At 69.2% G+C, this 15,058-nt stretch carries 11 protein-coding genes; 8 read left to right on the forward strand and 3 right to left on the reverse strand.

Going from position 1 to position 15,058, the window contains the following annotated elements:
• Nucleotides 1-52: 52 nt before the first annotated feature.
• Nucleotides 53-1,786, reverse strand: coding sequence for a type IV secretory system conjugative DNA transfer family protein (locus tag ACZ5L9_RS15205; protein ID WP_464529015.1), 1,734 nt, complete (start codon nucleotides 1,784-1,786; stop codon nucleotides 53-55).
• A gap of 455 nt (nucleotides 1,787-2,241) precedes the next feature.
• Nucleotides 2,242-2,541: a hypothetical protein gene (locus tag ACZ5L9_RS15210; protein WP_464529016.1), complete on the reverse strand. Its 300-nt coding sequence runs from the start codon at nucleotides 2,539-2,541 to the stop codon at nucleotides 2,242-2,244.
• Nucleotides 2,542-2,774: 233 nt separating this feature from the next.
• Here ACZ5L9_RS15210 and ACZ5L9_RS15215 point away from each other — a divergent pair, with 233 nt between their 5' ends.
• The 8 genes from ACZ5L9_RS15215 (at nucleotide 2,775) to ACZ5L9_RS15250 (ending at nucleotide 11,500) form a co-directional block, all read left to right on the forward strand.
• Nucleotides 2,775-3,974 (forward strand): hypothetical protein, encoded by a 1,200-nt coding sequence (locus ACZ5L9_RS15215; protein ID WP_464529017.1) that lies wholly within the window; start codon nucleotides 2,775-2,777, stop codon nucleotides 3,972-3,974.
• Between the two features lie 289 nt (nucleotides 3,975-4,263).
• A complete protein-coding gene (locus tag ACZ5L9_RS15220) occupies nucleotides 4,264-4,635 on the forward strand; it encodes a DivIVA domain-containing protein (protein WP_464529018.1) in 372 nt (123 codons plus the stop codon).
• A 275-nt stretch (nucleotides 4,636-4,910) separates the two neighbouring features.
• A complete protein-coding gene (locus ACZ5L9_RS15225) occupies nucleotides 4,911-5,300 on the forward strand; it encodes a hypothetical protein (protein WP_464529019.1) in 390 nt (129 codons plus the stop codon).
• Nucleotides 5,301-6,411: 1,111 nt separating this feature from the next.
• Nucleotides 6,412-7,407, forward strand: coding sequence for a 2,3-diaminopropionate biosynthesis protein SbnA (sbnA, locus tag ACZ5L9_RS15230; RefSeq protein ID WP_464529020.1), 996 nt, complete (start codon nucleotides 6,412-6,414; stop codon nucleotides 7,405-7,407).
• Nucleotides 7,404-8,945 carry an FAD/NAD(P)-binding protein gene (locus ACZ5L9_RS15235; RefSeq protein WP_464529021.1) on the forward strand — a complete coding sequence of 514 codons (1,542 nt, stop codon included), beginning with the start codon at nucleotides 7,404-7,406 and terminating at the stop codon, nucleotides 8,943-8,945. Before sbnA ends, ACZ5L9_RS15235 begins: the two co-directional genes overlap by 4 nt.
• Nucleotides 8,942-10,396, forward strand: coding sequence for a type III PLP-dependent enzyme domain-containing protein (locus tag ACZ5L9_RS15240; RefSeq protein WP_464529022.1), 1,455 nt, complete (start codon nucleotides 8,942-8,944; stop codon nucleotides 10,394-10,396). Before ACZ5L9_RS15235 ends, ACZ5L9_RS15240 begins: the two co-directional genes overlap by 4 nt.
• 72 nt (nucleotides 10,397-10,468) lie before the next feature.
• Nucleotides 10,469-10,951: a hypothetical protein gene (locus tag ACZ5L9_RS15245; protein ID WP_464529023.1), complete on the forward strand. Its 483-nt coding sequence runs from the start codon at nucleotides 10,469-10,471 to the stop codon at nucleotides 10,949-10,951.
• A gap of 126 nt (nucleotides 10,952-11,077) precedes the next feature.
• Nucleotides 11,078-11,500, forward strand: a complete 423-nt coding sequence (locus tag ACZ5L9_RS15250; RefSeq protein ID WP_464529024.1) for an STAS domain-containing protein — start codon at nucleotides 11,078-11,080, stop codon at nucleotides 11,498-11,500.
• On the opposite strand, the gene ACZ5L9_RS15255 is transcribed toward ACZ5L9_RS15250, so the two are convergent.
• The gene (locus ACZ5L9_RS15255; RefSeq protein WP_464529025.1) at nucleotides 11,490-14,975 is read right to left on the reverse strand and encodes a glycosyl hydrolase; all 3,486 of its coding nucleotides are present in this window, start codon (nucleotides 14,973-14,975) and stop codon (nucleotides 11,490-11,492) included. The genes ACZ5L9_RS15250 and ACZ5L9_RS15255 overlap by 11 nt on opposite strands.
• Between the last annotated feature and the right edge of the window lie 83 nt (nucleotides 14,976-15,058).

A 15,058-nucleotide genomic window follows, 5' to 3' on the forward strand; every position in this document is an offset into this window, starting at 1 on the left:
TGGGCGCCCCAATCCGGGGCGGTAACCGCCCGGGTCGCCCGCAGCGCGAAGGTCAGTTGCTGGAAGGCGAAGCTCGTAGACGGTCGGTCCAGCGGTGGAGGCCCGCAACGATCGGGGGCGCCTGGCGCAGAAGAACGAGGCCGGTTCCGAAGGGCAAGGTGCGTAGGCGTTCGGGCGGGAGGACCGGTACTCGCCTCGTCGAGCGCTGCAAGGAGCGGGAGCCGTGGTCTCCGATGGTGGTGGTGTCGGTGAGTTCGTCCCTTTCGCCGATGAGAGTTGTGAGCTCTTGGAGGTCTTTGGAGGCTGAGGCGCCTCCCAGGATGACCTTGACGATGGAGGCGTCCCAGATTGCGGAGGCTGCGTGCTCGCCCCATTTATCGCGTGCTTGTGCCATCGATTGGAGGACGGGCATCGTGGTGATGCCGGTGCCTCCGCCTTCGGCCATCAGCGTGGGTAGCGAGGGGAGGGGTGCGAGGTTGCCGATCTCGTCGAGGGCCAGGAGCAGTGGCGGGTCGAGTCGTGCGCCGGGTGATGCTGCGGCGAGGTGACGGGCGGTCTCAGCGAGGTCTTCGATGAAGGCTGCGACCAGTGCCCAGGAGGCGCCGGCTCCGGCGCCGGTGGCGAGCAGGTAGAGGGTCCCGTTGTGCTGAAGGAAGTCGGCGGGGTCGAACTCTTCACCGGGTGGTGGGTTGACGGCGTCGAGGACGCGTGGGTCAGCGAGGCTGGAGAGTGCTTCGGTGACGGCCATCCAGATGGAGTCGCGGGTACGGGGGTCGGCGTTGATCATCGAGTCGAGTGAGTCGGCCCAGCCTGCAGCGGCTTGGGGGTTGGCGGCGAGGATGCCGACGGCATCCGCGGCCGAGGACGCTGAGAGCGACCATTGGAAGAGTGCCCGGGTGGAGAGTCCTTCGAGTGCGGCTGCGTGTAGGAGGGCTTGGAGTGCGGAGCGGGCTTTGCCTTCCCAGAAGTTGCCCGACTCGGTCCCGCCGGACGAGAGGCCGGTGGTGGAGGCGAGACCGGCGGCTCGGATCATCGCGGTGAGCGGGTCGGCGCAACCGCGGATGGGGGACCATCTCAGTCCGGGCGGCAGGCCGAGGTGGGCGGTGAGTTGTTGGGGATCGAAGATCGCGACCGGCCCATGCTCACGCCGGGCGTTGATGGTGGCGGTGATGTTGTCGGGTCGGGTGGAGGTCGTCACGACGGCGCCGGGTGCGTCGAGGATGGCGTTGATGACCAGGTGCAGTCCCTTGCCGGAGCGGGGTGGCCCGATGACGAGGATGGAGTCCTCGACCGATGCCCAGATCTCGTGGCCGCAGGAGTGGCCGAGCAGGTAGCCGACGTCGTCTGCCTGCGGCGCCGTGAGCGAGGGGCGCAGCGTCCGGCCTCGTGACAGGAGCGCTCGCTTGGAGGCGACCGGCGCGATGTCACGTGCGGTCGCGATCCCGACGATGCGATGCGGGTCGAGGCGCGAGCGGTGCTTCATCCGCCCGGTGAGTCGCCAGATCACGATCGTCGCCGCGGCGGCGCTCAGCAGCATCAGGCCCACGACGCCCCAATAGGTGACTGCGGACAGATGCGGAGCGCCGAGGGTGGCAGCCGGGTCGCCGGGGTGGAGTGCGGTTGCGAGCCCGGCAGGGATGCCCTGGTGGGGCTGCGGGCTTCGGTCTACGGCCGCAGCGATGGAGCCCGCGGCACGCAAGACGGCAGCCACCACGAAGACGACGCCGACGCCGATGAGGCCGGCGTTGGCGAGATCGTCGTCGGTGCGCCCTGTATCGGGGTTCATGCCGTTGACTCGATCGCGTGTTGGGAGTCGAGTCCGACGAGGAGGAACGAGAGCTCGCGGCGGCCCAGTAGGGCTGGTGGAAGTCGGACGGCGGCGGCACCGTCCTCGTCGGCGGTCTGCTGCACCACAACGCAAGCAACGGCTACACGTTCGCCCGGTCGGAATCCCCGGCCCACCATCGCCGACAGGCCGTTTTCGCGCGTTGTCGCCGCCGGCTCGACATGTGCTGCAGTCGTGGGGGGGAGTGGCGATGTCGGCATAGCAGCTGCCATCGGCCTCGGTGACCTCGACGCGCACCGGCGAGGCGAGGCTGCTGGTGACCTCGTTGACCAGGATGGGGAGGTCACGGCGGGTGAGGTTGCCGCCAGTGGCGTAGGGCTGTTCGTCGATGGAGGCCGTGAGGGTTCCGTCGACGGCGATCGCGGCTTGGAGGATGGGGAGGGTGACGGGGATCTTCATAGCCCGAGCACCGGGCCTTCGCGGCCCGCGACGGCGTCGACCGCTCGTCGTGCCGGCTTGTGCGCCAGGGCCTCGCGGTCGAGTCCTGGTGGGTTGCCGTCGCCGATCTTCGTGGTGTCGAGCTTGTCGAGGATGCCGATCGCGGTGCTGCGTACGTGCTCGGCGGTGGCCTGGACGACCTCAACTGGGGTCTTGCCGGGGACGTTGGTGGTCCAGGTAGCGACGAGGGCGTTAGTTGGCTGCCGGTGATGTTTCTCAGGTCGGCCGTGCGCGGGCGGCGTTCGCCTGGCACGCACTCCCGATGACAGCGGAGGCAGGAGTCGATGCCGCGGAGGCGTCTCCCGATGGTGTGAGCCACGAAGCCACGGTCAGTGTGAGGGCCAGAGCGAGCACTCCGCAGACGAGACGAGACCAGCCAGACGAGCGGTGCGTCCTCTCTGCCCGCCCCTACGGACCTCCAGCGCTATCTTTACGTTGCGGCGAAGCAAAGCCGCTACCAAATCGTCAGACTTCCTGCAGGAGGCTCCCGGTGGGAAGCGACAGCGACGTGGGCCTCAAGGTGGGCTGGCCGGCTATCCGGCGCCGGCTGCGCCAGAACGGCAACGACAGCGTCTACGTGATCGTCAAGATCCCCGGCGTCACGGGCTCACCCGAGGACCTGCTCGCTGACACACGGTCCGCAATGGATCGCGCCAACACGGCGATGGACCGCGACGGGGAAGAGCTGATCTGGGCACAGAGTGTCATCCCCAGCAGCAAGGGGCCCATGGTCGACCTGGACTGGATCGGTACCGATGAACAGACCCAGGAGTGGCTCGACACCTTCGCCGAGACCCTGAACGGTCTCGGTTGGGCCGGCAAGATCACCGCTGCACCCCAGGTCTTCTTCCCTGAAGACATGGACGACGATATGCGCCACACTTGTTTGACCTGTTACGTCGCCCTGACGGTCGATGACCCCACCGGATACTTCGCCGGGGGGCAGGGACAGTGGCTCGCCGACGCCGAACTCACCCGCGAGTGGTGCGACTACGCCGCGGGCTGGGCCATTCTGCCTGGGGCGACCACCTACCTCAGCGAAGCCACCTCTCGGGTCATCGTCGATGACCCTCGACCCGCGCGAGAGCTGATGACGGCAGCGCAACGCTCTGCACAGGCCACCGTCGTCAATCTGGTGCCCAACCCATACCGGGCCAGGTTCCTATCGTTCGACTTCCATGCGCGCATCACCTTCCAAAGCGGCGCAGCCGCCGACGGCACCCCGACCCCGGACTGGCGCGACCAGCTCCCGTCCGTGACCGAAGCGCTCCTACACCGCCCGGCCTGCCTCGACTACGGCCTGATCCTGCCCCAGTGGGCTCTCGGAGGAGGTGGATTCGGGTCCTACCCCAACAAGCGGCCAGCCCCCTACGTGGACGACGGTCTCTATGGCCTCAATCGGCACTTGTGGGGCACCTATGTACCCGACGCCTACGCCATCCAGGTGATCACCCGCGACCATCTCGACAAGGCCCACGACCTCTCCGAGTGGTCCGTCACCGAGGTCGCTTACGAGCGCTACCTCGTCCAAGCTCGTGATCTCGGCGCCTGGTGGGACGATCCAGAGCCCTCTCCCGAGATCATCGACCGAGCACGTCAGGATTTCGGTGCCATGATCACGACCTACGACGTCATTCAGGCCGACCCTCACGGCTGGCTCCCAGGTCGAGGGAGGAAGCAAGTTCTTTGACGTCGCACGCGGCGCGGTGGCCCCTCAACCTACGCGAAGGTCCTGGGACTGTTGGACACAGCGTCGCGGTTACCGGAGTGGCTCCGGAGGGAAGTGGCTACAAGTCGCTCAGCGGAGCCGATGGGTGCACCAGCCCCTGTTGAGTCTGTCCTGATGTGGCAAGGCGCAACACTCCGCCTCTCAACTGAACCGCCTGGTTTCAGCCCCTGGGAGGCGGCGGGTACGACGTACCGTGCCGCCTCCCGTACGTTGTGCGGGCGGCAGTGAGGCATTCGGTCATACTGCGCAGGTGAACGAATCCCTCGCTGCGATGGTCGAGAACTGCCGCTTCACCCCGGTCCGGATCCGCGAGGGTTACGACAATGGCCAGGTAGACGGGTTCCTAGATGAGCTGTGCCAGCGGCTCCGTGCGGGCGAGCCTGTCACCGAGTTCATCGCGGAAGCGCGGTTCACGCCGGTCCGGCTCCGCGAGGGGTACGCCATGGGAGAGGTCGACCAATTGTTGAACCGGGTCGTCGCGAGCGTGCGGGAAGGCGACCCCGCTGCCGGCTCGGCCACCGGAGCGGCCCGATCGACGCCGTCAGCGGCGGACTGGACCAACCCGGTCGCCGAAGCGACCTCACCGTTGACTCGGCTCTTCCGCCGCTACCGGGACCGGTAGCGGCAGAAGAGCGTAGTAGTCAGTCCTTCGAGTGCACCCAGCCGCCGCCATACGTGGAGCCCGCGCGACCCCACGATGCTTAGTGGGCGTAGCCGGCTTGGATGCGATCAAGGCTGCGCTCCTTGCAATGCACACCGGCCTGCGTCCGATTGAACGCACCCTGGTGACGCTGACCGCGCGAAGCAGAGCAATCGCGTAAAGAGTGTTGAATGAGCGACGGCTCCTGCCGCCGTTGGTCGAGGCTGCCGGCCGCGCGGCGGCATAGACTCCCGCCCGTGGAGATCTGGATCGCGATGCTGATCGCCGCCCCGATCACCGGGCTGATCGGTCTCGCCGTCCTCATCATCTACGGCTTCTGCGAACAATGGGCCGAACCAAAGCTCCGAGGCATCCTCAAGCGACCCGACATCACCGGGCGACTTCAACGCCGCCGCGACCGGATCCTCTACCGCATCGGCATCCTCATCACCGCACTCGGGATCCTCTCGATCCTCGCCTATCTGCAAGCCCTCGTCGGCGATGGGATCAAGGGCGGTCCGGTCTCGGCCCACGTCATCGAAGCCGCCACCGCGACGACGATCGCCGTCGGCTGCCTGATCCTCATCATCTGGTGGTTCACCGCCCGCTCGATGACCAGCGAGGCGAAGACCGCCACAAGTCGCTGACGTGCCTCCCGGGGCACCTGCAATGATCGCCCAGCGGACGCACGCGAGATCGATCAAGAAGCACGAGAAGCATTCGCCCCGGTCCTTCACGACGTCGCCGCAACCACCGACGTCAAGCTCACCATCGAACCCGTCACCGACGACGACGGCGAACCCACCGTCAAGATCTCCATACCCGGCGGGTTCCGCCATTGGATCCGGAGCCACCACGACTACGACGACCCACAGGAACGCATAGCGATCGCCACCGACGCGATCCAAGAGATCGTCATCGAAGAACTCTGGAGCCACGACTCCAACTGGCCGGTCTGCCCCGCGCACCCGACGACGCACCCCATAGAGATCCGATGGACGAGCGGCGCGCCGCTCTGGACGTGTCCGGTCGATGGCGCCGTCAACGCGGAGACTGGATCGCTCACGCTCTGACAGCCCGCCGACTTTGTGAGCGCGCCAACGGCCACAAGCACACTCGGCTCGCCGGGACACCTCGTCTTCAAACTCACGGAGGCTGGAGGGCAGCCCCTCGGGTCACCGGAAGGCGGCATGGATGAGAGGGCCCCGGGGACTGAATGGGCACGGTCGCTCCGACCAACGAATGACCGACGTCGCGGCCCCGGAAGCCGGCGTAGACTCCATCAGTCTGTTGAGGCGCCGTCTGGGGCTTTAGTCGGGATGCCAGGCTAGTTGCAGTGTCCCTAGAAACGTCCCTAGTGCGGTGTCTTGGCAGGGCGCGGTTCGGACGCTCTTGAGCGTGAGATCTGTGCGTGAGCAGCGCTGGAGGATGCGGGCCGATCGTTCACACCGATGAGGTCAGGGGTTCGAGTCCCTTTACATCCACCAGAACGATGAAGGCCGGTCCGCATGGACCGGCCTTCATGCTTCTCTACGACGAGGTGTCGCGCGGATCGGAGCGGTGCTCTGTGGGACTTCCGTAGCGCCGAGGAGCTCCGAGAGTGTGCCTGGGCGGATGCTCGGCGTCCGTGAAGCTCGCGCGTGCGGTGTTGAGAGTCTGACCGTCGGGTACTTCCAGCCCGTGCTGCGAACAGTCGATCCAACCGTGCCCCCGAATCGTGACCGGGCAGGTTTCTGAGTGACCAGGTCTGTACGGAGCGTGGCCGATGGTCTGCCAGCGCTGGTCGGTGGTACGCCGCTCCTCCGGATGAGGCGCCTGTATCCGCATGCGAGCGCGCGGGTGTTCGCCAAGCTCGAGTCGTTCAACCCCGGGGGCAGCGCGAAGGACCGGCCGGCGGCCGCGATGCTGGAGGCGGCGCTCGCCGCCGGTGACCTCCACCCCGGGGACACGGTCGTGGAGTCCAGCTCGGGCAACCTCGGCGTGGCGCTGGCCCAGATGTGTGGCTGGCACGGACTGGACTTCGTCTGCGTCGTCGACCCCAAGACCAACCCCGACACCATGCGCCTCATCGAAGCGTTCGGTGGACGCGTGCACCTCGTACGCACCGCTGCGGCCGAGGGCGGCTGGCTCGCGGCGAGGCACGCGGCCGTTCGTGACCTCGTGGCCGGCAACCCGCGCGCGTGGACGTCGAATCAGTACGCGAACCCCAACAACCCTGCAGCCCATGCGGCAGGGACGATGCAGGAGATCCTCGACGCACTGGGCGAGCCGCCCACGGCGCTGCTGGTCGCGACGAGCACGACCGGCACGCTGCAGGGCTGTCAGCAGCGTCTCGCCGCGGCCGGCGCGCGTACGCAGGTGATCGCGGTGGACGCTGTCGGGAGTGTCCTGTTCGGCGGCGAGGAGGGCGATCGCCTCCTGCCGGGGTACGGCGCCAGCGTGCTTCCCGAGCTGGCCAACACGGCTCGTCCCGATGCGGTGGTGAGGCTCGAGGACCTGGACTGTGTGGTCGGATGTCGTCGGGTCGCCCGCAGGGAGGGTGTCCTGGTCGGGGCCTCGGCCGGCGGCGTGGCGACAGCGCTGGGGCGGGTGCTGCCGACGCTTGCGGAGGACGCGGTGGTCGCGATGGTCATGCACGACGGTGGCGAGCGCTATCTCCACACGGTCTTCGACGATGCCTGGGTCGAGTCGGCGCTGGGCTGTGACCCTGCTGCGCTCGAGGCCCGCGTCGAGGTGCCGCGGAGGGTCGCATGACGTCGGCGGGACCGGCGATCGCCATCATCGGCGACGGGCCCCGCGCGCTGTGGGCCCTGGAGCGGCTCTCCGCACACCTCGAGGACCCGGGTGCCACCGCGCCCGCACGGGTCGTCGTCTTCGGCACCGGCACCCTCGGCGCCGGCCGGGTCTACGACCCGGCCCAGCCCGACTATCTGCGGCTCAACGTCGCGGCAGCCTCGGTCGATGCCTGGTCGCTCGGTACCGGCGGAGCCTCCTTCGACGCGTGGCGCGAGGAGCGTGAACCGGGCTCCACGGCAGATCAGTTCCCTGCCCGCGCCCTGACCGGCAGGTATCTCGCCGAGCAGGCACAGATCGTCCTCGGCAGGCTCCGCGAGCGCCTGGGCGGCGACGCCGTCGTGGTGCGCTCGACACAGATCGACGCGATCACGCCCGGCGAGTCCGGCGTCGGATGGCTGGTCGGCGGTCAGGTGTTCGACGAGGTCCTGCTCGCCGTCGGCCACGCGACCACGTGGCCCGGCGCGCTGGTCGAGCGGTGGAGGTCGAGCGATCCGGCCCTGCAATCGCAGGTCTTCCCGGTCCGGGAGCTCATCGGGCGTCCCGAGGTGCGGTCAGGAGCCACCATCGCGATCCGCGGCGCCGCCCTCACCGCGATCGACGCGGTGCTCGCTCTGACCCTGGGACGCGGCTACCGTCCCGCCGACAGCGACCTCTCGATCGTCCTGGTCAGCCGGACCGGCCGGCTGATGTCACCCAAGACCCGCCCCGAGGTTCTCCGGCGCTACCGGGACCGTGCCGGCGACCTCGACAAGCCGGCCCGCCTGATCGCCGATGGCGATCCGGTGCTCCCGATCCTGCAGGCCGTCGCGGCTCGTTTGCTGGGTGACGGGCCGGACGCCTGGCGGGCCATCGACGCCGCGCGCCCTCGCGACCCTGACCGGAGCCTCGCTCCCGTCGGGAGCACGGGGGAGGGCGCGGCGGAGCTGCGCGCCCGGATCGAGATGGCCCAGGGTCACCGGGAGCCGGATGCCTGGTGGGCGTTGGGGCAGGCGTGGCGGATCCTGTACGCCGACCTCGTGGCGCGCCAGCGCGCCACACCCGGCGATGTTGCGCCACTGGGGTGGCCGGACTACCGGGTCTGGTCGGCCGAGCTCGAGCGGGTCGCGTTCGGTCCGCCGTTGGTCAACGCACACTTGCTCCTGGAGGGACTCAGCAGCGGACGCGTCAGGGTAGTGGCGGGCGATCTGCGCGAGGCCGGTGACGAGCTGCGACCCGATCTGGTGGTGGACGCTGTACTCCCTCCGCCGGGCATCCTCGACCTGCCGGCCGACAGCCTGCTGGGGCGCCTGCGCGACGACGGAGTCCTGGTCCGGAGCGTGGGACGCCGCGGTGCGCGGGTCGGCGCCGACGCGCGCGTGCTCGACGCCGCCGGGAGGCCCGTACCCGGTCTCGCGCTGATCGGGCGGGCGACCGAGGACGACGTGCTCGGCAACGACACCCTCCTCCGGGACCTTCACCCGCAGGTGGACGCCTGGGCACGGAGCGTGGTGCGGTGAACGCGAGGATCGACGATCTGCTGCATGGGGTGGTGCCGATCACGGCACGTCGCGAGGCGTGGATGGAGGAGGCCCTGGCGGACCACGGGCTGCTGTCGGAGCTCGTCGACACCCACGGCTCACCGGTCAACCTGATCGATCCGAGTCTGCTGGTGGGTCACGCGGCCGAGCTCGTCGACGCCGCTGCAGCACTCGACGTGGACCTGCGCATCCAGTTCGCTCGCAAGGCGAACAAGTCGCTGGCCCTGGTGGACGCCGCCCTGGCCGGGGGGCACGGCATCGACGTGGCGAGCGAGCGCGAGCTCGCGCAGGTGCTGGCACGCCTGGAGCGGTCGAACTCCGATGCGGATCCCGCAGACCGAGTCATCCTGACCGCAGCCGTCAAGCCCGCAGCGCTGCTCGAGCTCGCGGTCGCGGCGGGCGTGACCATCTGCGTCGACAACACCGACGAGCTGGACGCCCTGCTCGCCGCCGCGACGGCGGCCGATCCCAGCCACCGTGTCCCGGTCGTGCTGCGGTTGCAGCCGGTGCTGGACGGGAAGAGGCCGAGCCGCTTCGGGATGCCTGCCGCTCGGATCGGGGAGCTTCTGAGCACGCCTGTCCTGTGGGAGAGGCTGCGGCTGGTGGGCCTGCACTTCCACCTCGACGGGTACGAGGCCGAGGAGAGGTCGGAGGCGATCGTCCAGGCCCTGGCGCTGATCGAGACCGCTCGCGCTCACGGCCACACAGCGACCTATGTCGACATGGGTGGCGGTATCCCGATCCGGTACGTCGACGGGCCCGACGGCTGGTCGACGTTCTGGGCGCGGCACCGCGGTGCGGACCGGCTGACCTGGCAGAACCGGGAGCTGGGGAAGGTCTATCCCGTCTGGCAGGAGCCGATCCGCGGAGCCTGGCTGGAGCGGGTGCTCACCCAGAACGTCGACGGCAGGACCGTGGCGCAGCGGCTGAGGAGTGCGGGCGTGAGCCTGCACTGCGAGCCGGGTCGCGCACTGGCTGACGGATGTGGGCTCACGGTCGCCCGGGTCGAGTCCCGCAAGCAGCAGATCGACGGGACGTGGCTGATCGGCCTGGCCATGAACCGGACCCAGTGCCGCTCCGCCGCGGACGACTTCCTGGTCGATCCGATCCTGGTCCCGCGACCGGACGTCCAGCGAACCGAGCCGGGCGAGGGATACCTGGTCGGCGCCTACTGCATCGAGGCCGAGCTCCTGACGTGGCGACGGATGCAGTTCCCGGTCGGAGTCGCGGTCGGGGACCTGGTGGTTTTCGTGAACACCGGCGGCTACCAGATGCACATCCTGGAGAGCTCCTCCCACCAGATCCCCCTCGCACGCAACGTGGTCCGAGGCGGGTCCGGCTCGTGGGTACTCGATCCGATCGACGGCGGCGAGCAGGCCGCCGATCGGAGCAGTTGGTCATGCCTGTCCGAGCCGGGCGAGGGGCCGTGATGTGAACGGCCCTCGTACGACCCGGACACAGGTATCGGACGTCATCTCGATGAAAGGGAAGGGCAATCACCCGTGAATGAGCAGGTGCTCGAAGGCGAGCTGCAGCACCACTGGGCCGGCGCGACCGGGGGCGTCGCGTTCTTCCACCGCGTCGCCCGCACCCATCCGGATCCGGAGGCGGCCACGGTGGTGGGGCGCCTCGCCGTGGAGATCGAGGAGGACCGCGAGCAGCTGAGAACGATCATGGCCTCGCTGGGCTTCGCCCCCTCGGCCGTGGCTACGGCCACCGCTCGCGCAGGGGAGTGGGCAGGGCGGTTCAAGCCGAACGGCCGGCTCCTGCGGCGCTCGCCGCTGAGCGACGTCCTCGAGCTGGAGGGGCTGCGCATCGCTGTCTCCGGCAAGCGCATCGGCTGGCAGTTCCTCCGCGCGCTCGCCGACGAGGACGCTCGGATCGATGCCGAGCAGCTCGACCGGCTCATCGAACGTGCGGACGAACAGCTGGGTGCGCTGCGGGAGGTCCACCTGAAGGTCGCCCTCGACCGCGCGTTGAGCTAGCAGCCCTCAAGGCGCTGGGCACGGTGGGACGTGGGAGCCGGCCCGGGGTTTGCCTCGCGTGCCGGCCGGGTACGGCGTGTCGAGCACGCGGCTGTCGGCTCGGCTGGTCGAGGTGATGGGATGGTCATGGCTGCGTTCGAACCCGAGGAAGCGCTCCTGTCGATCGACGTGGACCGAGCGGAGGGCTGCCACGTCATCACCCTCGGCGGTGAGCTCGACGTCGCTTCCGTCAGTCCGCTGCGGCGCCTTCTGGACGAGCTGATCATCGATGGTGGCGCGCACCTGGTCATCGACCTGAGCGGGCTCGGATTCCTGGACTCGTCCGGGCTGGGTGTCCTGGTCCGGGCCCATCAGAAGTCGCGTGTGCTCCGAGAGCGCGTCGGAATCGTGACCGGTACGGGACCCGCGCAGCGGCTCTTCGCGATCACCGGGCTCAACCATGTCCTTCGCACCTTCGACACTGTCGACGAGGCCCGAGCCGGTCTCGACGGCGGGCTGGGCGAGCGGATGCTCCGCTCGCCCAGCCGCTCGTTCGGATCTACTTCGTGATCCTCCTCGCCCGAGTCGACTCGGCGGCGCTGGCGTACCCGTGTCGTGAGGCGATCACCGTGACGGAGATCCGCTTGCCGCGGTCACCGGCGCGCAGCGTGTAGTGGGCCGCGCTGGTGGTCTTGATGACCTTGCCATTCCGCTTCCACTGGTAGACGAACGACCGCGCGGCGGGGGTCCATCGGCCGTGTCCGACCCGGAGGACGTGTCCCACCCGTGCCGTACCCGACAGGCTCGGCTTGGCGGTGCTCCGCAGGGCCGTCGCGCCCGACCGGACCGGGGTGACCGCGACGAGGCGGTACGGGTCGAGGGTCACCGGGCCGACCAGGCCGTAGTCCTGCAGGAGGCCGCGGGCCTTGACGGCGGCGTCCAGCGCGTACAGCCGGTTGTTGAGCGTGGTCGCGACCCGGACGACCAGCGTGTTCGCGCCGGGGCGGAGTGCCGAGCTGACGTCGGCGGTGCCGGTGACCTGGTCGATCGGGATGTTCGTGCCGTTCACCGACACCCGGAAGGAGTCGGTCACCTGTCCGAGGTGCAGGACCGCCCCCTCGCTGCCGCTGGACCAGTGGGCCGGCAGGTTCACCGAGGTGGTGTACGTGCCGACGCCAGAGGCGTACTGCAGCGCCGGGATCTGCGACCACGGCTTGAGCCCGGTGAGCGCGACCGAGACGGGCGACTTCGTCGTCGCCGAGCCGGCGGTGCCGGTCGTGCCGTACGCCGCAGTCGGCTGCCAGTCCTCGGCGGAGAGGCGCCATGCCCGCCCGGTGAGGTCGAGCGCGGCCGGGACGCCGGTGACGGTGGACACGATCGGCGTGGTCGAGCCGTCCAGCGTCGTGACGTAGCTGCCGTTGGCCGACGCCTTGACGAAGACCTTGCCGCCCCGGGTCGTCGCACCGTCCGCGGTCGTGGCGGCGACGTGGTGCGACGCCGCGCTCACGCCGTACCGGGCGGGCTGGGTGGTGAGGGCGATGACGGTCGAGTCGTCGCGGTCGAGGTGGAGCTTGACCGTGACGCGATTGCCCGAGCGGCTGTACTCGTCGATCGGCGTGATCTTGCCGGACCACGTGTCCAGGAGGATGGGCACGCCCTGGCCCTCGAGCGAGATCGTCGTGTCCACGGCGTCGCCGGTGGCCATGCACGGGTTCAGGATCGAGCCGGTGGTGTGGCAGACGTCGGGCGACTCGTACAGGTTGCTCGGGGTCTGGCCGAACGTCGACGTGCTGGCCGGGGCGACATCTACGCCCTGATTGTAGAGCCAGTAGTAGTTCGTCCCGGTGGCGGCGTCGTCGCGTCGCACGCTCAGCACGCTGCTCGCCGATGCGGTCCGGGCGGCAGGGGTGACCCCGAGGGCCTTCAGCTTGCCCGGCAGGGCGGCCTCGGTGGGCACGGAGGAGAAGGTGCTCTGGGAACGCAGTTGGGCGAGGACCGCGTTCAGGTCGTCATCGGTGGAGGCCGGGAACGTCCCCGAGCCCTGCGGATTGCCGACGAACACGACCGGCAGCCCGGCCTTCGCGTACGCCAGCATCTTCTGGGCCGCCTTGACCGTCAGGGTGCCGCGCGTCGTGCCGGTGGTCGGCTGGAGGAACTGGTCGAACACGATGGCCCGGTACGCGGGTCCGTCGGGCGCGAGACGACCGCCCGAGACGGTGGCGTTCGGGAGATCCATCGAGCTCTCGTCGTAGTAGTCCCACGTGTAGCCCGCCCGCTGGAGCGCGGTGTCCTGCCAGTGCTTGTTGGACGGGTCGCTGGTGCCGAAGGCCGCCGGGTTGGAGTAGCTCCGCATGTAGACGGCGATGTCCATCTTGGCGGCACCCTGGGTCAGCACCTGCGTCGTACGGGCGAAGTGGTCGTTGTCGGCGGCAGCGTCGACGTAGTACGGCTGCTGGCTGTTGTAGGAGTTGGAGAAGCTCACCTTGCCCGCCGCGCCGTTGAAGACGGGGCCGGGCCAGGTGCTCGTCGACGTCGCTGTCGAGGGGCGGGTGTGGTAGACGATCCGGGTCACGCCGCCGGCGAACTCGTGGTTCATCCGGACGGCGAGGTCCTCGGTCGTCTGGGCCCAGCTCTCGTTGAGCACCGCGCAGCACTCGGTGCTGAACCAGGTGTTGCCGGTCATGTGGTTGCCCGAGGCCATCGTTCGGTACGTGTCGGTCTGGTCGCTTCCGATCAGCGACTCGTGCTCGGAGCGGTCCAGCGCGATGGAGGTCTGGATCTGGTCACCGCCGGCGGTGATCGGGATGTCCTCCTGCTGCAGGCGCAGCTTCATGTTGTAGGTGTGCGCCCACGTCTGGAAGGCGGTGATCCGGTTCGCGGCGTACAGATCGCTGCGCACCTTGCTGAAGTCGGAGCGGATCCGGTTCGCCGAGCCGTCGCTGAAGGTGTAGGTCGTCGTCAGACCGGCGACCATCGTGCTATCGGCGAGCGCGGCCAGGTCCGGCACGATGTCGTAGCCGGCACGGGCCTGGAACTCGGTGCGCATGTTGCTCGACCAGAGCTCCTGGGGAACGCCCCACGGGTCGCCCGGGTGGGAGTCGACGAAGAAGTCGCCCTTGTTCTTCTTCACCAGGTCCCCGAGACCACCGGCGAAGTAGGTGTCGTAGGCGTCGGTGATCTCCTTGGTGCCCTGCGTGCTCAGCGTCTCGGGCGTGGGCGCCGCGGCGGTGAACGGGACGGCCCGGTAGGCCGTGACCAGCCAGCTCGCGCCGGCGGTCGTCGTCGGTGCCGTCCACGTCAGGTGCCCGGCGGTGCTGCCGCCGTTGTAGCCCGACGTGTTCGTGCCCGTGAGGGTGCCGGTCAGGTCGACGGCCGAGTCGCGGACGAGCGAGACCTGGCCGGCCGAGGACGGAGCGCAGCTCGCGGCGGTGCAGCGGTACGCGACCACGGCCACGATGGTGCCGGTGGCGGTGCCCGGGACATCGGCGTCGACGGTGTCACCCGCGTTGACCGGGTTGAGCTGACTGAAGCTGAGCGTGCGGCGCGCATAGTCGTCCGTCGCGGCGTACGTCTGTCCGGGCAGGGCCGAGGCGGCCTTCAGGCTCACCGTGATGCCGAGCTGGTCTGCCTTCTTGTAGATCGCTGTGAGCTGGGCGTCGGTCGGCACGCCACCCTGGCCGATCTCGACGCCGCCGATGTTGTGGGCCGCGGCGTCCGTGAGGTCGGCCTCGAGGGAGGCGATCGTCGTGGTCGGGTCGTCGGGCTTGAAGTTCCAGCGGACCCACGGCTTCTCGCTGTTCGCCGGGTCGGCGAACAGCGCGGCGTTGAGCGTGGGGACCGGGTTGAGGGCGGCGAAGGCCGACGCGGACGGCGGCTGGGCGTCGGAGCCGGCCGTCGCGCCCAGCGCGACGGCGCCGCTGCCGCCGGTCGTCAGCACGCCGAGAGCGACGGCGCCGCCGGCGATCGCGCATCCGACGCGGCGCCGGCCGAGCCGGTCCTTGCGCCGCGCGCTCGACACCGCGGCTGAATATTCGATGCTTTGCACCAGGGACTCCGATCTTGAATCGTTTCGTTCCGCAGCATCCTGAGGAACCGGTCACTCGATCTCCGCGGCGTGCACCGTTCGCG

This window comes from Nocardioides sp. JCM 18998 (assembly GCF_055391535.1).